Origin of the sequence: Sneathiella sp., from assembly GCF_036844445.1 — a bacterium.
Lineage (GTDB): Bacteria > Pseudomonadota > Alphaproteobacteria > Sneathiellales > Sneathiellaceae > Sneathiella.
In genome coordinates, this window is record NZ_DAIUFV010000009.1 from 39,545 (window position 1) to 60,269 (window position 20,725).

The 20,725-nt window shown below is 59.2% G+C and carries 21 protein-coding genes; 8 read left to right on the forward strand and 13 right to left on the reverse strand.

Annotation, left to right across the window (positions count from 1 at the left end; translation table 11 throughout):
• Positions 1-9: 9 nt before the first annotated feature.
• From hslO to V7Z56_RS14985, 4 genes are all read right to left on the reverse strand, one after another.
• Entirely contained in the window at positions 10-915 is a 906-nt protein-coding gene (hslO, locus tag V7Z56_RS14970) for an Hsp33 family molecular chaperone HslO (protein ID WP_334130353.1), read from the reverse strand.
• A gap of 29 nt (positions 916-944) precedes the next feature.
• Complete coding sequence (gene argF / locus V7Z56_RS14975) at positions 945-1,871, reverse strand: ornithine carbamoyltransferase (RefSeq protein WP_334130354.1); 927 nt, start codon at positions 1,869-1,871, stop codon at positions 945-947.
• Positions 1,864-3,039 (reverse strand): aspartate aminotransferase family protein, encoded by a 1,176-nt coding sequence (locus tag V7Z56_RS14980; protein ID WP_334130355.1) that lies wholly within the window; start codon positions 3,037-3,039, stop codon positions 1,864-1,866. The genes argF and V7Z56_RS14980 overlap by 8 nt, the downstream gene beginning before the upstream one ends.
• Before the next feature lie 119 nt (positions 3,040-3,158).
• Positions 3,159-3,953 (reverse strand): ABC transporter permease, encoded by a 795-nt coding sequence (locus tag V7Z56_RS14985; RefSeq protein WP_334130356.1) that lies wholly within the window; start codon positions 3,951-3,953, stop codon positions 3,159-3,161.
• Positions 3,954-4,148: 195 nt separating this feature from the next.
• On the opposite strand from V7Z56_RS14985, the gene arsC reads away from it, so the two are divergent.
• Positions 4,149-4,496: an arsenate reductase (glutaredoxin) gene (gene arsC, locus V7Z56_RS14990; protein ID WP_334130358.1), complete on the forward strand. Its 348-nt coding sequence runs from the start codon at positions 4,149-4,151 to the stop codon at positions 4,494-4,496.
• Positions 4,497-4,609: 113 nt separating this feature from the next.
• On the forward strand, positions 4,610-5,794 hold the full coding sequence (locus V7Z56_RS14995) for an acetyl-CoA C-acyltransferase (RefSeq protein ID WP_334130359.1): 1,185 nt from the start codon (positions 4,610-4,612) through the stop codon (positions 5,792-5,794).
• A gap of 122 nt (positions 5,795-5,916) precedes the next feature.
• Here the strand turns inward: V7Z56_RS14995 and V7Z56_RS15000 are convergent, their stop codons facing one another.
• From V7Z56_RS15000 to V7Z56_RS15020, 5 genes are all read right to left on the reverse strand, one after another.
• The gene (locus tag V7Z56_RS15000; RefSeq protein WP_334130360.1) at positions 5,917-6,789 is read right to left on the reverse strand and encodes a 3-hydroxybutyryl-CoA dehydrogenase; all 873 of its coding nucleotides are present in this window, start codon (positions 6,787-6,789) and stop codon (positions 5,917-5,919) included.
• 62 nt (positions 6,790-6,851) lie between these two features.
• Positions 6,852-7,781 (reverse strand): electron transfer flavoprotein subunit alpha/FixB family protein, encoded by a 930-nt coding sequence (locus tag V7Z56_RS15005; protein ID WP_334130361.1) that lies wholly within the window; start codon positions 7,779-7,781, stop codon positions 6,852-6,854.
• Complete coding sequence (locus tag V7Z56_RS15010; RefSeq protein ID WP_334130363.1) at positions 7,781-8,530, reverse strand: electron transfer flavoprotein subunit beta/FixA family protein; 750 nt, start codon at positions 8,528-8,530, stop codon at positions 7,781-7,783. Before V7Z56_RS15010 ends, V7Z56_RS15005 begins: the two co-directional genes overlap by 1 nt.
• Positions 8,531-8,727: 197 nt before the next feature.
• Positions 8,728-9,291, reverse strand: a complete 564-nt coding sequence (locus tag V7Z56_RS15015; RefSeq protein WP_334130364.1) for a cob(I)yrinic acid a,c-diamide adenosyltransferase — start codon at positions 9,289-9,291, stop codon at positions 8,728-8,730.
• Between the two features lie 28 nt (positions 9,292-9,319).
• Positions 9,320-9,514, reverse strand: a complete 195-nt coding sequence (locus V7Z56_RS15020) for a twin transmembrane helix small protein (protein WP_334130365.1) — start codon at positions 9,512-9,514, stop codon at positions 9,320-9,322.
• 74 nt (positions 9,515-9,588) lie between these two features.
• Here V7Z56_RS15020 and V7Z56_RS15025 point away from each other — a divergent pair, with 74 nt between their 5' ends.
• From V7Z56_RS15025 to V7Z56_RS15035, 3 genes are read left to right on the forward strand one after another with little or no spacing between them, the layout of a single operon-like run.
• The gene (locus tag V7Z56_RS15025; protein WP_334130366.1) at positions 9,589-10,767 is read left to right on the forward strand and encodes an NAD(P)/FAD-dependent oxidoreductase; all 1,179 of its coding nucleotides are present in this window, start codon (positions 9,589-9,591) and stop codon (positions 10,765-10,767) included.
• A 19-nt stretch (positions 10,768-10,786) separates the two neighbouring features.
• Positions 10,787-10,990: a 2-hydroxymuconate tautomerase gene (locus V7Z56_RS15030; protein ID WP_334130367.1), complete on the forward strand. Its 204-nt coding sequence runs from the start codon at positions 10,787-10,789 to the stop codon at positions 10,988-10,990.
• A gap of 12 nt (positions 10,991-11,002) precedes the next feature.
• A complete protein-coding gene (locus V7Z56_RS15035; RefSeq protein WP_334130369.1) occupies positions 11,003-11,842 on the forward strand; it encodes a YihY family inner membrane protein in 840 nt (279 codons plus the stop codon).
• Here the strand turns inward: V7Z56_RS15035 and V7Z56_RS15040 are convergent.
• From V7Z56_RS15040 to ccrA, 3 genes are read right to left on the reverse strand one after another with little or no spacing between them, the layout of a single operon-like run.
• The gene (locus tag V7Z56_RS15040; protein WP_334130370.1) at positions 11,839-12,267 is read right to left on the reverse strand and encodes a VOC family protein; all 429 of its coding nucleotides are present in this window, start codon (positions 12,265-12,267) and stop codon (positions 11,839-11,841) included. The genes V7Z56_RS15035 and V7Z56_RS15040 overlap by 4 nt on opposite strands.
• An 11-nt stretch (positions 12,268-12,278) precedes the next feature.
• The gene (locus V7Z56_RS15045; protein WP_334130371.1) at positions 12,279-13,973 is read right to left on the reverse strand and encodes an acyl-CoA dehydrogenase family protein; all 1,695 of its coding nucleotides are present in this window, start codon (positions 13,971-13,973) and stop codon (positions 12,279-12,281) included.
• Between the two features lie 29 nt (positions 13,974-14,002).
• Positions 14,003-15,307, reverse strand: a complete 1,305-nt coding sequence (gene ccrA, locus V7Z56_RS15050) for a crotonyl-CoA carboxylase/reductase (protein WP_334130372.1) — start codon at positions 15,305-15,307, stop codon at positions 14,003-14,005.
• A 279-nt stretch (positions 15,308-15,586) separates the two neighbouring features.
• Here ccrA and V7Z56_RS15055 point away from each other — a divergent pair, with 279 nt between their 5' ends.
• A complete protein-coding gene (locus V7Z56_RS15055; RefSeq protein WP_334130373.1) occupies positions 15,587-17,584 on the forward strand; it encodes a protein meaA in 1,998 nt (665 codons plus the stop codon).
• 39 nt (positions 17,585-17,623) lie between these two features.
• Here the strand turns inward: V7Z56_RS15055 and gluQRS are convergent, their stop codons facing one another.
• Positions 17,624-18,469 carry a tRNA glutamyl-Q(34) synthetase GluQRS gene (gene gluQRS / locus V7Z56_RS15060; protein WP_334130374.1) on the reverse strand — a complete coding sequence of 282 codons (846 nt, stop codon included), beginning with the start codon at positions 18,467-18,469 and terminating at the stop codon, positions 17,624-17,626.
• Between the two features lie 142 nt (positions 18,470-18,611).
• Between gluQRS and V7Z56_RS15065 the strand changes: the two genes are divergently transcribed.
• Together V7Z56_RS15065 and V7Z56_RS15070 are read left to right on the forward strand one after the other, a co-directional pair.
• On the forward strand, positions 18,612-19,904 hold the full coding sequence (locus V7Z56_RS15065) for a S41 family peptidase (RefSeq protein ID WP_334130375.1): 1,293 nt from the start codon (positions 18,612-18,614) through the stop codon (positions 19,902-19,904).
• The gene (locus V7Z56_RS15070; RefSeq protein WP_334130376.1) at positions 19,901-20,539 is read left to right on the forward strand and encodes a DNA-3-methyladenine glycosylase family protein; all 639 of its coding nucleotides are present in this window, start codon (positions 19,901-19,903) and stop codon (positions 20,537-20,539) included. The genes V7Z56_RS15065 and V7Z56_RS15070 overlap by 4 nt, the downstream gene beginning before the upstream one ends.
• The last annotated feature ends 186 nt before the right edge of the window (positions 20,540-20,725 follow it).

Here is a 20,725-nt window from a genome sequence, read left to right on the forward strand (position 1 = left end):
AACTCGATGTCACGAGAGATCCTCGGGGCGGATATGATACTTGCTGGAACAGAACTGGCAGTCGACCGTTATGACACCATCGATGGCCATCTCCGCCAGATCGCTTTGCGCGAAGGTGCGGAGCGTCGCCACGACTCGCTCGGCGCTGCAGTTGCAGTGATCGGCAAGCTCCTGCGGATCATAGAGCCAGACACCCTCCTCGTGAAACAGGCGATACAACAGCTCGGGCGATTTCAGAACATTGCTCGTCAACTCGTCGGCAGTCACCGTGTTGACCAGCGCCTCCGCATTTCGCCAGTCTTCATTGTGAAAATCCTGGCTGATTTCCGCCGCGCTTTCTTCGGGCAGGCGCTGGATCATCAGGCCGCCCGCGCGCCATTTCCCGCCAACCTTTTCGACGGCCACGCGCAGTTGCGTCTCAATTTGCTCGGACTTGTCGAAATAATTTTCCATACATTCCGCAAGACTGTCGCCCTGCAATTCGACAATTCCCTGGTAACGCTTGCGGTCCGAACCGGCATCAATCGTAAAGGCGATATAGCCGCTGCCGAGATAGCTGCTGACGGTCGGGGCGATATCGCCTGCGACGAGTTCTTCCAGCCGCGCGGGATCGAACGAGGCATAGCCGCGCATATTGCCGGGCGTGGTCATATCGGCCGCGATCATGGTGATGGCGCCGTCACCCTTGGTCTGCACCGTGAAGATCCCGTCGAACTTCAGCGCGCCGCCAAGCATCGCGGCAAGCACAATCGCTTCGCCGAGAAAGCGGGCGACCGCATCCGGATAGCCGTGCCGATCGAGAATGGCGTCCACGACGCTGCCCATGCGCACGACACGGCCGCGCACGCCCGATTTCGCCATCTGAAACGGCTGGATAAGATTATCGGTAATGATTTTCTGACCCGGTTCGGCCATCTGCTTTCCTTCACGTTGCAGGCGAAAGACTAGCCTTGCAGGCACCAGCGCAAAATCGCTTTTTGCGCATGCAGCCGGTTCTCCGCCTCATCAAAAATGACCGACTGCGGACCGTCCATGACCTCCGCTGTCGCCTCCTCGCCGCGGTGGGCGGGAAGGCAATGCATAAAGATGGCGTCACCCGATGCGCGTGCCATCAAGGCCGCGTCAATCTGATAGGGCGCGAGCAGATTATGGCGATTGGCGACATCATCGCCCATCGAGACCCAGGTGTCGGCAACCACGCAATGCGCGCCCGCGACCGCCTCGGCCGCATCGCGGGTGACGTGAACCCGCGCGCCGGTCTCCTTCGCCCAGTCGAGCACGCGCGGATCCGGCGCCAGTTCGTCGGGGCAGGCAACGCGAAACTCGAAATCGAACTGCCCGGCGGCATGGATCCAGGAGGTGACCATATTGTTGCCATCGCCGCACCAGGCAACGACCTTGTCGCGGATCGGCCCGCGATGCTCCTCGAAGGTCATGACATCGGCCATCAGCTGGCAGGGATGGCTGTCGTTGGTCAGGCCGTTGATGATCGGAACCGTCGCATTCTCCGCCAGCTCCAGCAGTTTCGCATGCTTGTCCGTGCGGATCATGATCGCATCGACATAGCGCGAGAGTACGCGCGCCGTATCGGCGATGGTCTCGCCGCGGCCGAGCTGCATATCCGCGCTGTTGAGAACGATGGTATGGCCACCGAGCTGGCGCATCGCCATGTCGAAAGAGACCCGCGTGCGCGTCGAGGGAAACTCGAAAATCGCCGCCAACGTATGGCCGGCAAGTGGCGCCTCGGGATCGACCGTGCCCCGCGGCAGCCCTTTGCGGGCGGCCTTAAGGGCAATGCCGTCATCGATAATGCGCCGCAGATCTGCGCGCGACACTTCGTGCAGGTCCAGAAAATGCAACGCCTCAGTCATTTTCAAGCTCCGTGCAGGCGGCATCCAGCCGATCGATAAACTCTGAAATCTCCGCATCTTCGACAATCAGCGGCGGCAGGAGGCGAATGACGTTATCGCCGCCCTTGGCGGTGAGAACTCCATGCTCCAGCAGCTTGTTGTGCAGCACCGTATTCTCGACCTTGCATTTAAGGCCGATATGCAGCCCGATGCCGCGAACTTCCTCGACTATATCCGGGTGACGGTCAATGATGCCGGCGAGCCCCTGCTTGAGATGATTGCCCATCTCGGCGACATGATCGAGAAAGCCCTCTTCGGTCATCACATCGACTACTGCACCGGCCACCGCCATCGCAAGCGGATTGCCGCCATAGGTGGACCCGTGGCTGCCAACGGTCATCGTCTTTGCCACCTTCTCAACAGCAAGGCACGCGCCGACCGGGAAACCGCCGCCGAGCGCCTTGGCGGCCGTCAGAATATCCGGCGTGATGCCTGAATGCTCATAGGCGAAGAGCTTGCCCGTCCGGCCCATTCCGGTCTGGATTTCATCGAGTACGAGCAGCAGGTCATGCTCATCGCAGAGTTTGCGAAGGGCGCGCATGAATTCCGGCTCAACCACCTGAATACCGCCTTCACCGAGTACGGGCTCGATCATAATCGCAGCGGTTTGCGGGGTGATCGCCGCTTTCACCTTTTCGATATCCCCGACCGGCACATGATCGAACCCGTCGACGACAGGGCCGAAACCGTCCAGCAGCTTCGCCTGCCCGGCCGCCGCGATGGTCGCGAGCGAGCGCCCGTGAAAGGAATTCTCAAAGGTGATGATGCGGTATTTTTCCGGCTGTCCGTTGGTGCTGAAATATTTCCGCACCATCTTGATGGCAGCTTCATTCGCCTCAAGACCGGAATTGCAGAAATAGGCGGCATCGGCAAAAGTCGCATCGACCAACTTTTTCGCAAGCGCCTCCTGACCCGGAATACGGAACAGGTTCGACACATGCCAGACCTTGTTCGCCTGCTCAACCAGCGCAGCAACGAGGCGCGGATGCGCATGCCCGAGGGCGCTTACCGCAATGCCGGCCGCAAAATCGAGGTATCGTCGGCCGTCATTCCCGAAAAGATACATCCCCTCGCCTTTTTCAAAGGAAAGGTCGGCCGGAGCATAATTCGATAACAAGGCGGGAATCATGTGCTTTCTCCACGAAAAACAAAGCGGCGCAATCGCCAATTTCCGATACCAGAAAGCGCGGAAGTATTGACAGCAGACCGGTTTCTGTCAATCAATCTCTTGCATATTTGCTGATATTTTCAGGCTTTCAGGCGATATCCGCTTTTTATCAGCGCCCAAACGAAGATATAAAGCGCAATATCAACCGCCGCGATCAGAAGGGCGCCAACCCAGACGACGCTGTCGGAGGTGCCGATAAAGCCGTAGCGGAAGCCGTCAATCATATAGAAAAACGGGTTGAGATGGCTGATCTGGTACCAGATGCCGGTCAGACGCTCGATCGAGTAAAATGTGCCTGAAAGGAAGGAAAGCGGCATGATGATGAAGTTCGTGACCGCCGCCATATGGTCGAACTTGTCGGAGATGATCCCGGCGGCGATGCCAAGAAGCGAAAGCATCAATCCGGCCGCAAAAACGTAATAGATAATCACCGGCCAGGAATGCACCGATAAATCGACGAACGGCCAGACTGCCACCGCAACGACAAGCGCGACGCACGCGCCGCGGGCAACGCCCGCAAGCACATAAGCAAGGGTAAGCTCGGTCGGGGAGAGCGGCGGCATCAGGATATCGACGATATTCCCCTGCACCTTCGAGATCAGGATCGAGGAGGAGGTGTTCGCAAAAGCGTTCTGGATCACCGCCATCATGATCAGTCCCGGCGCGAGAAAGACGTCAAAGCTCACCGCACCGATATACCGCCCGCTTCCGCCGAAGGCGAGCGTGAAGATTGCAAGAAAGAGGACAGACGTCATCATCGGCGCGAAGATGGTCTGCAGCGGCACCTTCAGAAAACGATGAATTTCCTTCCACAGCAACGTGAGGAAGCCGCGCCAGTTGACGAAGCCGATCTTGTTGGCAAGGCGGGGCAGCATGCCCGAATTGCCCGGGTCACGCCGGGTTAAAAGAGGAGATGTCATGGCGGATACATAGGCAATCATTGCAGACTGCGCAAGAACTCTGTGCAAGCAATGCGCGCCCCGCCCGCTGTCCCCGCGCCGCTCGCGGCGAGACTGGACACTGGCGGGGCTTTGCGACAATATACCCGCAATCAAGGGAGTTTTGAGACAATGTCTGTTGAAATTTACCACAATCCGCGCTGCAGCAAATCCCGCCAGACGCTCGCCCTCCTGCAGGAAAAGGGGATCGAGCCGGTTGTTATTGAATATCTCGTGACCCCGCCGGACGCAAAGCGCCTCAAGGAGATTCTGGCGCTCCTCGACATGAAACCCCGCGATCTGATGCGAAAGGGCGAGGCGGAATATAAAGACCTCAATCTCGCCGATGCGTCTCTCAGCGATGATGCGCTTGTTCAGGCGATGGTCGACCACCCGAAACTTATCGAGCGCCCGATCGTTTTCGCAAACGGCAAAGCCCGTGTCGGTCGCCCGCCGGAGCAGGTACTGGAAATCCTCTAGGCTCCCGATTATCGCGCGGCCTCGCTTTTGATCCGCCGCCCCACTAGAATTCGGTTTATTTTCGCGCCATAATGCAGGCATGGCGCATAAACAAAAGTAACAGGAGAAAACCTATGGCAGACGCCGTTATCGTATCCACTGCAAGAACACCTATCGGCAAAGCCTATCGCGGTGCCTTCAACAATACCCATGGCGCCGATCTCGGCGGCCATGTCATCAAACATGCGGTCGCACGGGCCGGCATCGATCCGGCCGAGGTGGAGGATGTGATCATGGGCGTCGCCAACCCCGAAGGGGCGATGGGCGGCAATATCGCCCGCCAGGCGCTGCTCACCGCCGGTCTGCCGATCACCTCATCGGGAACGACCGTGAACCGCTTCTGCTCGTCCGGCCTGCAGGCCATCTCGATGGCCGCGCAGCGCATCCTCGTCGATCGCGTGCCGGTCATGGTCGCCGGCGGCATGGAAAGCATCAGCCTTGTCCAGAATGAACATGCGAACCGCTACCGCTCGCAGAGCGACTGGCTGCTGGCCAACAAGCCCGCCATTTACGATCCGATGCTGAAAACGGCGGAAACCGTCGCGACCCGCTACGGCATCACGCGCGAGGCGATGGACGAATACAGCTATCAGAGTCAGATGCGCACCGCCGCCGGGCAGGAAGCCGGCCGCTTCGATCAGGAAATCGTCCCGATGACGACGACCAAGGCGATCGAGAATAAGGAAACCGGCCAGGTGATGTATGAGGAAGTCACCCTCAAGCAGGACGAAGGTAACCGCCCGAGCACGACGCTGGAAGGGCTTTCCAGCCTGAAGCCGGTTCTCGGCGAGGACTGCTTTGTAACCGCCGGCAATGCGAGCCAGCTTTCCGACGGCGCATCGGCCTGCGTCGTTATGGACAGCAAGCTCGCCGAGAAGCGCAATATCGAGCCGCTCGGCATCTATCGCGGCCTTGTTGTCGCCGGCTGTGAGCCGGACGAGATGGGCATCGGCCCGGTCTTCGCGATTCCGAAGCTGCTGGAGCGGCATAACCTCAAGATGGACGACATCGGCCTTTGGGAGCTGAACGAAGCCTTTGCGGTCCAGGTTCTTTACTGCCGCGACAAGCTTGGCATCCCGAACGAGCTGCTGAACGTGAATGGCGGCGCGATCTCCATTGGGCACCCTTACGGCATGTCGGGCGCCCGCATGACCGGCCATGCGCTGATTGAAGGCAAGCGCCGCGGCGTGAAATATGTCGTCATCACCATGTGCATCGGCGGCGGCATGGGCGCGGCAGGCCTTTTCGAAGTCGCCTGATCGACCTTTCGCACATAAACAAGAAAGATCCCGAAGGCGCGCCCGTCGGGATTTTTTTTGGCCTCATGAAAAAGGCATAAAAAAAGACCCGGAAAATCGGGCCTTTTCTCAAAATCACGATCTTACCGTGTCGGTATCGGCTCATCGCCGGTGTAGTCATAAAAGCCGCGTCCCGATTTCTGCCCGAGCCAGCCGGCCTCGACATATTTGACGAGGAGCGGACAGGGACGGTATTTCGTATCGGCCAGACCCTCATAGAGCACCTGCATGATAGCGAGACAGACATCGAGCCCGATAAAGTCGGCAAGCTGCAGCGGACCCATCGGATGATTGGCGCCAAGCCGCATCGCCGTATCGATCGCGCGCACCGATCCGACGCCCTCATAGAGCGTGTAGATCGCTTCGTTGATCATCGGGAGGAGAATGCGGTTGACGATAAAGGCGGGGAAGTCTTCCGCCGGGGTCGGTGTCTTGTTGAGCCGAAGGGTCAGCTCGCGGATGGTCTCGAACGTCTCTTCGTTCGTCGCGATGCCGCGGATCAGCTCGACAAGCTGCATCACCGGCACCGGGTTCATGAAATGCATCCCGATGAATTTTTCGGGCCGATCGGTTACCGCCGCAAGGCGGGTGACCGAAATGGACGAGGTGTTGGTCGCGATAATCGCTTCCGGTTTCAGCTTTTGACCGAGATTGGAGAGGATCTGTTTCTTGATCTCCTCATTCTCGGTCGCCGCCTCAATGACCAGGTCCACTTCACCAAGATGCGTGTCGTCCTGAACAGGGTTGATACGGGTCAGGGCCTTGGCAACGTCCGCCTCGGTCAGGGCGCCGCGACCGACCTGACGCTTGAGGTTGTATTCGATCGTCTCCATCGCAGTTTTGAGCTGCTCCTCGGAGATATCGTTCAGGTAAACGTCGATATCTGCGAGCGCCATGACATGGGCAATTCCGTTGCCCATGCGTCCTGCGCCAATCACACTTACTTTTTTTATCATTGCCTATTTCCAGCCATAAAGGTGAGCGCGATCATACCGCCAAAACCTGACCCGTACCTGCATTACAGGGCTGCTTCCAACTCGGGCAGTACCTTGAACAGATCGGCAACGAGACCATAGTCGGCAATCTGGAAGATTGGCGCTTCCTCGTCCTTGTTGATCGCGACGATCACCTTGCTGTCCTTCATGCCGGCCAGATGCTGGATCGCGCCGGAAATACCGACCGCGATATAGAGCTGCGGGGCGACAACCTTGCCGGTCTGACCGACCTGGTAGTCGTTGGGAACGAAGCCCGCATCGACGGCGGCGCGGCTTGCACCGACGGCAGCGCCGAGCTTGTCGGCAACCCGCTCCAGCAGGACGAAATTCTCGCCCGACTGCATGCCGCGGCCGCCGGAGATGACAATTTTGGCGGCGGTGAGCTCAGGCCGCTCGGATTTCGAAAGCTCTGCGCCGACAAAGGTGGAAAGACCGCTATCGGCTGCGGCCGAAACCGCTTCAACGGTGGCCGAGCCGCCCGTCGCGTCGGCGGCCGGGAAGTTGGTCCCGCGCACGGTGATCACCTTCTTTGCATCGCTCGACTGCACGGTCGCCATGGCGTTACCGGCATAGATCGGCCGCACGAAGGTGTCCGCAGAGACAACCTGCGTGATTTCGGAAATCTGTGCGACATCGAGAAGCGCGGCAACGCGCGGCAGGATATTCTTGCCCGCCGTAGTGGCCGCCGCGACGATCGCATCATAGCTGCCGGCGAGAGAAACGATCAGTGCGGCCGTGTTTTCGGCAAGGCTGTTCGCATAGAGCGCATCGTCGGCCAGCAGAACCTTGGCGACGCCCGCGACCTTCGCCGCTTCATCCGCTACTGCCGCGCAGCCGCTGCCTGCGACAAGCACATGTACATCGCCGCCGAGTTTGGTTGCAGCCGTTACCGCATTCAGCGTTGCGCCGCCAAGCGCAGCATTATCATGATCGGCAAAAACAAGAACAGTCATCAGATAACCCCCGCTTCATTTTTCAGCTTGTCGACCAGTTCGGCGACAGATTCCACTTTCACACCGGCTTCGCGTTTTGCCGGCTCTTCCACTTTCAGCGTTTTAAGACGCGGCGCGATATCGACACCGAGGTCAGCCGGGGTCTTCTCATCGATCGGCTTTTTCTTCGCCTTCATGATGTTCGGCAGGGACGCATAGCGCGGCTCGTTGAGGCGCAGGTCCGTCGTGACAACCGCCGGCATTTTGAGTTCGATCGTCTGCAGGCCACCGTCAATTTCACGGGTGACGCGCGCCGTGCCATTCTCAAGGCTGACTTTCGAGGCGAAGGTGCCCTGCGCCCAACCCAGCAGCGCCGCCAGCATCTGGCCGGTCTGGTTCGAATCGTCGTCAATTGCCTGCTTGCCGACGATGATGAGGTCCGGCTTTTCTTCTTCGGCAATCGCCTTCATCAGCTTTGCAACCCCGAGCGGCTCCACGATTTCGTCAGTCTTCACGAGAATCCCGCGATCGGCGCCCATTGCCAGCGCCGTCCGCAGGGTTTCCTGCGCGGCCTGCGGGCCGACGGAGACAGCGACGACTTCGGTGGCCACACCTGCTTCGCGGAGGCGCAGCGCCTCTTCAACAGCGATTTCGTCGAAAGGGTTCATGGACATTTTGACGTTAGCGAGGTCTACACCTGTCTTGTCCGCTTTCACACGGATCTTAACGTTGTAGTCCACGACACGTTTAACAGCGACGAGAACTTTCATAGGTCGGTTTACTCCCGGAGTCATATTTTCACACCCGACGGAAACCCGTTTCCCGGCAGCGTGAAATTGTGAACGTAAAATATTTAAATTCGGCAGTGCACAATAAATAGGTAACGACTATCTGTCAATTCGCCGAATTGGTACATCTTGTCGCAAGCCGGGCCGCGTTTTTCAACCCTAAAGCGCTCGCAAGTATCCTATCTGTTTGCCCCGGGAACCCATAAAATATCTTCCTTGCCCTTATTGTTGAGAAAACGTCCCAAAACAAACAGAAAATCCGATAATCGGTTGATATAGGCAATTGCAACCGGATTAACAGGCTCCGAATCGGCGAGCGCAATCATCCGTCGCTCCGCGCGCCGGCAAACGGTACGCGCAAGATGGAGATATGCGGACGCCGCCGAGCCGCCGGGCAGGATAAAGGACTTCAGCGGAGAAAGCTCCGCATTCAGGCGATCAATCTCCTGCTCCAGCCGGTCGACCTGTTCCTGGACGATGCGGAGCGGCGGATATTTCGGATTTTCCTTCTCCGGCGTGCAAAGATCCGCCCCGAGATCAAAAAGATCATTCTGGATACGCGAGAGCAGCACGTCGCCAGCGGCGTCCACATGCAGCCGCACCAGGCCGATCACTGCGTTGACTTCATCGACGTCGCCATAGGCCTCGACCCGCGGGGCTGTCTTGCTGACGCGCGCGCCGTCGCCGAGCGACGTCAGCCCCTTGTCACCGCCGCGCGTATAAATTTTGTCGATTTTTACCATGCGTTTTCAAATTCCGGATGTGACCCGACTAGTCAAAGGCGCCGGCCAGCCAGAAGCCGAGCATGATCAACGCGACGCAAATCGCCTGCATCAGGATGCGCAGCCGCATCAGCTTGTTGCTATGACGGCGGTTAAACTCGCCCCCGCGCGCCATGGTCAGAACTCCAAAGAGGAGAACGGCCGCTGTCGCGATAAGAGCCGCAAGAATGAAATAGTTGATCATAACCTGTCCGATCTAGCATATAAGGATATGGCAGACAACGCTATATCCCCTAGCTTATATGGACAGGAAAATTCATGGAAGCAACCCGCGATATTGTAATAATTGGCGGCGGCGTCATCGGCTCCTCTATCGCCTATTTCCTGAAAGCCTCTCCGGGCTTCACGGGCAGCGTGACGGTGCTGGAAAAAGATCCGACCTATGAATTCGGCTCGACTGCCCGCTCATGGGGCGGCGTCCGCCAGCAATTCTCGACGCCGGAGAATATCCTGATCTCGAAATTCACCGAGGAATTTCTTGCCGATATCACACGCTATCTCGGCGTCGACGGCGATCCGGTGAGCGTCAATTTCGAGGAGCGCGGGTATCTTTTCCTCGCCCAGGAGCCACATATTCCGACACTTTACGCGAACAATGCAATCCAGCGTGGGCTTGGCGTGAATGTCGCCCTGCTCGATACCGACGATCTTGCACGCGGATATCCGTGGCTCAATGTCAGCGATCTTGCCGGCGGCTCGCTCGGTCTCAGCGGAGAAGGCTGGCTCGACGCCTACAGCCTCAATCAGGCGTTTCGCAAAAAGGCAATCTCTCTCGGCGCGGAATATCGCGCGGTTGCCGCCATCGGCCTTGAGCGGGACGGCAACAGCGTAACATCGGTCCGCCTTGGCGATGGCTCGGCGATTGCTGCGGGGCGCGTCGTCAACGCCGCGGGTCCGGACGCGGCGACGGTCGCCGGCTGGATCGGCGTCGATCTCCCGGTGCGGCCACGCAAGCGCTACGCCTATTCCTTCAGCTGCCGCGAACCGATCAGCGGCTGTCCGCTGGTCATTGATCCGAGCGGCGTCCACTTCCGCCCCGAAGGCAGGCAGTTTATCGCCGGCTGTTCGCCCGCGGCCGAGGATGATCCGGATTGCACCGATTTCGAGATCGACTACGGCTGGTTCGAAGAGCATATCTGGCCGATCCTCGCCCATCGCGTTCCCGCTTTCGAGGCAATCCGCATGGAACGCGCCTGGGCCGGACATTATGCCTATAATTTGCTCGATCAGAACGCCGTTCTCGGCGCCCATCCGGAGATCGGCAATTTTTATTTCGCCAACGGATTTTCCGGCCACGGGCTGCAGCAGTCTCCGGCGGTCGGGCGGGCCATTGCCGAGCTGATAATCCACGGGGAATTTCGCAGCCTTGACCTCTCGCGGCTCGGCTTTGAACGGCTGGTGACTGGAAACGCGCTGAAAGAGCGTAATATTGTCTGAATGCAGGGAAGGATCTGAAATGCCGATTGTTCGGGTTGAGATGTTTGAAGGGCGCGATGCAGAGACCAAGCAGCGGCTGGTGCGCAGGATCACCGATGCGATGGTTGAGATCACGGGCTGCAGTGAAGCAAGCGTCAACGTGATTATCCAGAATGTCGCGAAAGAGGACTGGGGCCTCGGCGGCGACCTCGCCAGCCGCAAATTTCCGGACGGGAGAAAGTAACAGGACTTTCAGGTGCAGGACATATTTCTGATCAATTTTCTCGTCCGGATCTGGCGCCATTTCAAGGAGCAGAACTGCCTGCGCATGGCGACGGCACTCAGTTATCAGACACTGCTTGCAATCGTCCCGATCGCCGCCATCGCCTTCGCCTTTTTCACGGCTATCCCGGCGTTTCACCATCTGCGGGAAAAGCTGACGCGGCTGCTGGTCGACAATCTGCTGCCGTCCAAATTCGAGGCAATCGACGCCGCCATGCACAGCTTTACGCTCAATGCCGGTCAGCTCACCTATTTCGGCCTCGCCGGTATCGCGATCACCGCGCTGATGCTGATGGCGAGCATCGAGGAGATTTTTGCGCAGATATGGAAGGTCGCCGCGACGCGCAATCCGCTCCGCCGGCTCATGACCTATATCGTCATCACGCTGATCGGCCCCATCGCGCTCGGCAGCAGTCTTACCCTCGTCAACTGGCTGATCGCGATCAGCGAGGAGGCGACCGGCTTTCGCCTGTCGGGGGCGCTGGAATTCGTCAGCTTCACCATGCCGATATTGCTGCCGTTCCTCATCCTGTTCCTCCTCTACCGGATTGTGCCGGCATGCGAGGTGAAATGGCTGCACGCCTTTATCGGCGCAGGGACGGCAACGGTGCTTTTCCTGCTCGGGAAAACGCTGTTCAAACTTTACCTGCAGTATTTCCCCTCATACGAGGTGATCTACGGCGCGATGGCGGCGTTCCCGCTATTTCTCATCTGGCTTTATGTCAGCTGGGGCATCGTGCTGTTCGGCGCGTCCATCGCGGCCGTGCTCGGATTTGAATATACGGGGAAGATGGAAAAGCGCGAAGCGGCCTAGCCGTCCGGCAGGATTATCGCGCCGTCCGCCGTTATCTCGAACCCGGGGTTCCAGGCAACTTCCCAAAGATGACCGTCAAGGTCGCGAAAATAACCGGCATAGCCGCCCCAGAAGGTCTCCGCCGCCAGCTTGACAATCTCCGCACCTAGCCCGCGAACGTCCATCAGAAGCGCATCGACCTCGTCCCTGCTCCGCGTGTTGTAGGCAAGGGCGATGCCCGTGAAGCCGCTCCCCTCCTCCGCAACGCCTGCATCTTTTGCAAGCTCGGTGCGCGGAAACAGCGAAAAGACAATGCCGCCGCATTGGAAGAAGGAAACGCCGGAAGCGTCCCTCAGGGATCGCTTCCAGCCGAGTGCTTCATAGAAGGCCGTGCTCCGCCCAAGGTCGCGAACCCCGAGCGTTATGAGCGACAGCCTCTGTTCCATGATAACCCCCGTCAGTTGGCCCCTTCGAGCAGACGGCGGGCGATGACCTGCGCCTGGATTTCACCGGCGCCCTCAAAAATGTTGAGGATACGCGCATCGCACAGCACACGGCTGATCGGATATTCGAGCGCAAAGCCGTTGCCGCCATGGATCTGCAGCGCGTTGTCCGCCGTGCTCCAGGCGACGCGGGCGCCAAGCAGCTTCGCCATACCGGCTTCAAGGTCGCAGCGACGCCCTTCGTCCTTGGCCCGGGCCGACGCGTAGGTGAGCTGGCGCGCCATCATGATCTCCACCGCCATCCAGGCGAGCTTGCCGGCAACGCGCGGAAATTCGATGATCGGCCGGGAGAACTGGATACGGTCCAGCGCATAACGCAGGCCGAGCTCCATCGCATTCTGCGCAACGCCGAGCGCGCGGGCCGCCGTCTGGATGCGGGCGCTCTCGAAGGTCTGCATGAGCTGCTTGAAGCCATTACCCTCCTCGCCGCCGAGCAGGTTTTCCGCCTTCACCTCGAAATTATCGAAGCCGAGCTCATATTCCTTCATACCGCGATAGCCGAGCACCTCGATCTCGCCGCCGGTCATGCCTTCGGCTGGAAAATCTTCCGTTTCCGTCATATGTGGCTTTTCGGCGAGCAGCATGGAGAGGCCTTTGTAGCCCGGCTCGTTCGGATTGGTGCGGACCAGCATGGTCATCACGTCGGCACGGGCCGCATGCGTGATCCAGGTCTTGTTACCGGTCACCTTATAGACGTCACCGTCGCGGACCGCACGGGTGCGGAGCGAGGCAAGATCGGAGCCGGTATTCGGTTCGGTGAAGACAGCCGTCGGCAAGATCTTGCCCGTCGCAATCGGACCCAGCCACTTGTCCTTCTGTTCCTCGGTCCCGTTGGCAAGGATCAGCTCCGCGGCAATCTCCGAGCGGGTGCCGAGCGAGCCGACGCCGATATAGCCGCGCGACAGTTCTTCGGAAACGACGCACATGGACATCTTGCCAAGTCCGAGGCCTTCATATTTTTCCGGAACGGTCAGCCCGAAAACGCCGAGTTCCGACATTTTCCGAATCACCGGCATCGGGATCAGCTCGTCCTTCAGATGCCATTCATGGGCATAGGGCATCACCTCTTCGTTAGCGAAGCGGCGGAACTGGTCGCGAATCATCGAGAAGGTCTCGTCGAGACCCGGATTGCCGAAGTGATCGGTATCCATGCCTTCGGCAACGAGGACAGCAATACGGTCCTTCACGGCTGATGTATAACCGTCCTCGATCAGCGTGCGGACTTCGGCGGTCTTGAACTTGGCAATCGCCGCGTCATCGAGGCCGAGATCGGCCGGGCGAATGATCTCGCCGAGCGACATCGGAATGCCGCCCGCAATCTGCGCAAGATATTCGCTGAAGCCGGCCTGCAGGATGAACTGCTCCAGCTCGCCGAAATTGCCTTCGCTCGCAAGGTGGCGGGCCCAGTTGAGCGTTTCGCGCATCGCTTCGACATAGGTTGCAAGCCAGGCGAGACCATGCGTCGCATACTGATTGGCGTCCACGAGCGCGGCGCTGATCCGGCCCTTCTCGTCTCGGGTGATATCCGCGACCGACATGATCGCCTGCTGCTTGAAAGTTTCGGCCGCCGCAAGCGCCTTTTCACAAAGACCGTCGAGCCCGTCGAGAAGTAAGGCGCCCGGCGTCGCAACCAGTTCAGATGTTTTCATTCTTATTCTTCCTTATGGGATATGGTCGTTTATTCGTTACCGGCCTCAATCGCATCCTCAAACGTCCGCAGACCCGGATATTTAGCGGAAACCAGCACGGCCATATTGCCCGGCTTATGTTCGTTGTTCATCATTTTCGTGTGCGCGCGCGGAATATCGTCCCAGGAGAAGACTTCCGACATGCAGGGATCAATCCGCCGCTCCAGCACCATGTTGTTGGCCTGTGCTGCCTGTTTCAGATTGGCGAAATGACTACCCTGAATACGCTTCTGGCGCATCCAGACAAAACGCGCGTCCATTGTCAAGTTAAAGCCGGTTGTGCCGGCGCAGAAAACGACCATGCCGCCGCGCTTGACGACGTTGCAGGAGACCGGGAAGGTCTGCTCACCGGGATGCTCGAACACGAAGTCGACGTCATTGCCCTTGCCCGTGATCTCCCAGATCGCCTTGCCGAACTCGCGGGTCTTCTTCATATATTCCGCAAAGCCTTCGCCGTTGACCTTGGGAAGCTGACCCCAGCAGTCAAAATCCTTGCGGTTGAGAACGCCCTTCGCGCCAAGAGACATCACGAAGTCGCGCTTGCTTTCATCGGAAATGACGCCGATCGCGTTGGCGCCGGCGGCCGCGCAGATCTGAATGGCCATGGAGCCGAGGCCACCCGAGGCGCCCCAGATCAGCACGTTGTGACCCGGCCGCAGGATATGCGGGCGATGACCGAACAGCATCCGGTAGGCGGTTGCAAGCGTCAGGGTGTAGCAGGCGCTTTCCTCCCACGTCAGATGTTTCGGGCGCGGCATAAGCTGCCGGTCCTGAACCCGGGCGAACTGCGCGAAAGACCCGTCCGGCGTCTCATAGCCCCAGATCCGCTGCGAGGGAGAGAACATCGGATCGCCGCCGTTACACTCCTCATCGTCGCCGTCATCCTGGTTGCAGTGAACGACAACTTCATCGCCGACCTTGAAGCGCTTCACCTTGTTGCCGACGGCATAGACAATGCCGGACGCGTCGGAACCGGCGATGTGATAGGGCTGCTTGTGCACATCAAAAACCGAGATCGGCTCACCGAGAGCCGCCCAGACGCCGTTGTAGTTCACGCCCGCCGCCATAACCAGAATCAGCACGTCGTGACTGTCGAGCGCCGGCGTGTCCACAACTTCGATCTGCATTGCCTTTTCCGGCACGCCATGGCGCTCCCGACGGATCGCCCAGGCGTACATCTTGGCAGGGACATGACCGAGCGGCGGAATTTCGCCGACCTCGTAAAGATCCTTAATCTTGCCAGCCGGTAAGTGAGCGCCTGTTTCGGACAGAGCGGCTGATTGCGTATTTGACATCAAAACATCCTTCGCATTTTTAGGGTTCTATATCTATAAAGCGCAGATATCAGAGCTTACAAATTCCCGAGTCTCGCATGATATATCGCATCGCATCAAAATTGGAACTGAGACCTTTACATTAGCCCCGTTTGCGGGAAGATTACTGACCTTTGGCCAGATAACAAGTATTTTTTGCATTGCAGCACGGAGATATGTTATTACGCAGTGAAACACCGTCGCGTAACAACCGCTCTGATTTGACGTTCAAAACGAAATAATATTATGAGGAAAGTCGAAATGGAAGCCCCGAAAACCGCCGTTTCAAAGAAAGACCGGCCCTGGCTTTTCCGTACCTACTCCGGTCATTCTTCGGCCAGCGCATCGAATGAGCTCTACAAGACTAATCTTGCGCGCGGGCAGACCGGCCTCTCCGTCGCCTTCGATCTGCCGACCCAAACCGGCTATGATTCGGATCATGTTCTCGCCCGCGGCGAGGTTGGAAAGGTCGGCGTTCCGATCTGCCATCTTGGTGACATGCGCACTCTTTTTGAGGGCATCCCCCTCGAAAAGATGAATACTTCCATGACGATAAACGCCACGTCCGCGTGGCTGCTCGCGCTCTATATTGCGGTCGCCGAGGAACAGAATGCCGATATCTCGGCGCTGCAGGGAACAGTCCAGAACGATATCATCAAGGAGTATCTCTCCCGCGGGACCTATATCTTTCCGCCCAGCCCGAGCATGCGGCTTATCACGGACGTCGTGAGCTACACCTACCGCGAAATGCCGAAATGGAACCCGACCAACGTCTGCTCCTACCATCTTCAGGAGGCCGGCGCGACGCCGGTGCAGGAGCTTTCCTTCGCACTTGCAACCGCGATTGCCGTTCTTGATGCGGTGCGGGACAGCGGCCAGATCGCACCGGAGGACTTTCCGGAAGCCACGGGACGGATCAGTTTCTTCGTCAATGCGGGGATTCGCTTCATCACTGAAATGTGCAAGATGCGCGCCTTCGTCGACCTTTGGGATGAAATCCTGCGCGATCGTTACGGCGTCAGGGAAGAGAAGTTCCGCCGCTTCCGCTACGGCGTTCAGGTCAACTCGCTTGGCCTCACCGAACAGCAGCCGGAAAATAACGTCTATCGTATCCTCCTCGAAATGCTCGCCGTGGTGCTCTCCAAAAAAGCCCGCGCCCGCGCCGTCCAGCTTCCGGCCTGGAACGAGGCGCTCGGGCTGCCGCGCCCGTGGGATCAGCAATGGTCGCTCCGCCTGCAGCAGATCGTCGCCTATGAGACCGATCTTCTGGAGTTCGGCGATATTTTCGAGGGCTCCGTCGAAATCGACCGCAAGGTGGAAGAGCTGAAGGCCGCCGCGCGCGAGGAGCTGCGCCTGATCGAGGAAATGGGCGGCGCCGTCGCCGCGGTGGACACGGGCTATCTGAAAGAAAGCCTCGTCAATTCCAACACCGCCCGCGTCCAGTCGGTCATCGCCGGGGAGCTGCCGGTTATCGGCGTCAACCGCTTTACCGAATCCGCGCCGTCTCCGCTCACGCAGGAGTCGGACGGCGGCATCATGGTCGTTGACGAAGCCGCCGAGGCCGAGCAGATCGAGCGACTGAAAGCCTGGCGCGCGAGCCGCGATGAAAATGCCGTCCAGCGTGCGCTTGAAGCCCTCTCCAAAGCCGCCCGCGAGGGCAGCAACATCATGCCACCCTCCATCGTCGCCGCAAAGGCCGGCGTCACGACCGGCGAATGGTCGGAAGCGCTCCGTCAGGTCTACGGTGAATATCGCGCCCCGACAGGCGTCGGTGTCGCCGTCTCCAACGTCGAGAATGACATTCTGGAGCCCGCGCGCGAAAAAGTCGCGGTTGCGAGCGGCGAGCTTGGCCGGCCGCTCAAGGTTTTGGTCGGCAAGCCGGGCCTCGACGGCCATTCGAACGGCGCCGAGCAGATTGCGGTTGCCGCGCGCGACAGCGGCATGAAGGTGGTCTATGAAGGGATCCGCCTGACGCCCGAGCAGATCGTCACGGCCGCCAAGGCGGGCAGCGTCGATCTCGTCGGCCTCTCCATTCTCTCCGGCTCGCATATTCCGCTTGCCACCGAAGTCTGCGAGCGGCTTGCCGCCGAGGGGCTCGGTCACATTCCGGTGGTTGTCGGCGGGATTATTCCGCCCGACGATGCGGCAAAGCTGAAGAAAGCGGGTGTCAGCGCGGTCTATACGCCGAAGGATTTCGACATGGCGGGAATCATTATCGACATGGTGGACATCATTATGAAATATGACGATGTCGCCTGATGGTTTCGCGGCGGGAGATTCGCAGCCACCCGCCGGAAATTAACTATAGTCGATCATTTTCAGCACTTCTTCGGCTGTATAGCCTTCCTCGCGGAGGGATCGGACAGTGGCCGCGCCGTCGCGCTTCGAAAGCCGCTTTCCCTGCGGATCGGAGATCAGCCCGTGATGCAGATATCGCGGCGTCGGTAGGTCGAGAAGCGCCTGAAGAAGGCGATGGATATGCGTCACCGCAAAGAGATCCTGCCCGCGTACCACGAGGTTGACCCCCTGCACCGCGTCATCGAACGTGACGGCGAGATGATAGCTCGCAGGCGTCTCCTTGCGGGCGAGAACAATGTCACCGAAGGGGGCCGGATTGCACTGGATGAACCCCTTGTTCACTTCCTCGAAGCGAAGCGCGGCAAGCGGTACTGAGGCCATCGCCTTAACCATATCGAGACGAAGCGCGTAAGGTGATCCGTCGGCATAGCGCGCCTGCCGCTCCGCCGGGCTCAAATGCCGGCAAATCCCCGGATATGCAGGCCCGTCGGGGCCGTGCGGGGCCGAATTGCTGCGGGCTATTTCGGTGGCAATTTCCTTCCGCGTACAGAAGCAGGGATAGATCAGATCGCGGTCCGAAAGCTTCGCAAGGAGCGCCGCATAGTCATCGAAATGCTCACTCTGGCGGCGCACCGGCTCTTCCCATTCGAACCCCAGCCAGGCGAGATCCTCAAAGATCCCGGCCTCAAATTCAGGCCGGCATCGGGTCACGTCGATATCCTCGATCCGAAGCAGGAAATGGCCGCCGCTTTCACGCGCCGCGCGAAAGGCAGAGGCCGCCGAGTAAACATGCCCAAGATGCAAATATCCCGTTGGACTCGGCGCGAAGCGGGTTATAGTTACCATATCGTTAACAGGGGGCCGGACGTTAAAATATACTCACAATACATCTAAAATTTTACCTGTTTTTGTTGTCAGCCATCCACCCCGGCGGTAGCCTTTGTTAATTGTTTGTTAAGTATATAAAGAAGACCGACAGGCGAGACAAATGTTTAGACGTATCTTGATCGCGCTGAATATCCTGCTGCTGGTGACGGCGTGCGCTATCCCGATCAGCCGCAATCATGATATCAACACGGCGATGGAGCGTTATGAGAATGCCTATCGCGAAATTGTCCGCGACGATCCCCGCACAGCGGAGAATATCGCCGTCATGGCGGACGTTCTGGAAACGATCGACCGGCGCTATGTCGACGATGTCAATCCCGAGCAGCTGATCGACCGGGCGATCAAGGCGCTCGCGGCAACCCCGGATGACAGCAAGGCGCCGTTCGAGACGGATCCGACGACCCGCGCCCTCAATGCCATGCTCGCCTCGATGGACCGCTTCACAGGCTATATGGCCCCGCAGCATTTCTCCACCTACCGCGAGAGTCTCGATGGCCATTTTATTGGCCTTGGTGTTCATATCCGCATGGTTGAGGGCGATCTCACCATCATGGATCTCTTGAAAGGCTCCGGTGCGGAAGCCGCCGATCTCCGCGCGAAGGACATTATTACCCATGTCGATGGCAACCCCATCAAAGGCCTGACGTTGCAGGAGGCCCGCGCGCTGCTTCGCGGACCGGAAGACAGCATCGCCGAGCTGACCATTCGCCGCCCGCCCCTCACTGATCCGATGCTGGTTGCCGTTACCCGCAAGGAAGTGGAGGTTCCTTCTGTCGCCCATCGGGTGGAGGGGAATGTCGGCTATATCCGGATTTATTCCTTCACCCGCAAGACTGGCTCAGGCGTCACGGCCGCGCTTCGGGACATTGACCGGGAACTCGGCTCCGGGCTCTGCGGCATCGTTCTTGATATGCGGAACAATCCGGGCGGGCTCGTTTCAGCCGCCGAGATGGTCGCCGACGCCTTTCTCGACGGCGGCAACATATACTCCGTTGAGAACCGCGGCCACCGGATGATCGTTCGGGAGGCGGAACATGGCGACCAGGCGCGAGGAACTCCCATTGTCGTCATGCTGAACAAGAAATCCGCATCATCCTCCGAGATCGTTGCAGGGGCGCTGAAATATCAGGCGCGCGCCAAGCTGTTCGGGGAACAGAGCTATGGCAAGGGCCTGATGCAATCGCTGATGCCGCTGCGCAACGGCGGCGGCCTGAGGCTGACGACGGGCCGCTTCACGACGGGCGGTGGCCCGACCTTCCACGGTGTCGGGCTCGCACCGGATATCCCCCATGCGGATGCCGAGGGGGAAAGCGACGCCTACCAGATCGCCCTCGCCGCCAAAAGCCTGAACTGTTCAACGAACCTGACGACGGCGCTCAATACAGCGCAATGACGGCGGGCGATTATATCGCGGATGCCTTTGCCTTCATTCGGGCAAGAGACGCCGATTTCGCCCGTGCGCTGACGCTGATCCGCCCGCTCCCCGACCGCAGCCGCCCGGCAGGCTTTGAGCATCTCACGAAAATCATCATCGAGCAGCAGGTGTCGCTGGCGAGCGCCGAAGCAATCTGGCAACGGCTCGCCGCCGCCGTCACGCCCTTTACGCCCGAGCGGATGATGCTGCAGGATGAGGAGGCGCTCCGCCGCGTTGGCCTCAGCCGCCAGAAAGCGCGCTACTGCCTCGCCCTTGCAAGCGAGATTGTCGAAGGCCGCCTGCTGCTCGATCGCCTGCATGAACATGATGATGCCGCCGTGCTGGAACAGCTTACCCGCATCAAGGGCATCGGCCGCTGGACCGCGGAAATATATATGATCGCCTGCCTTGGCCGCCGCGATATCTGGCCGGCGGGCGATGTCGCCCTGCAAACCGCTCTCGGCCATTTGAAAGGCCTTCCGGCGCGGCCCGATGCGATGGCGATGGACCTGCTCGGCGAACCGCTTCGTCCCTATCGCACCGTTGCGGCGCGCATTCTGTGGCGTTATTATGCGGATGTGGTGCAGGCGCCGTCGCGCCGCGGGGAGAGTTAAGCAAATCCGCCGCTTTTACGCCGTCTGACCGGCGCGCATATCGGGCTTCACCTCGGTTGCGATGAAATTCAACCATTACCTAGATATGGTGGCGCATAAAATATTTCATACAAAAGACTGTATTAGCATTTGCAATTTTACAGCGAACGCGCCAAACTTTCTGGCAGTCACCTCGCGTGGAGACAA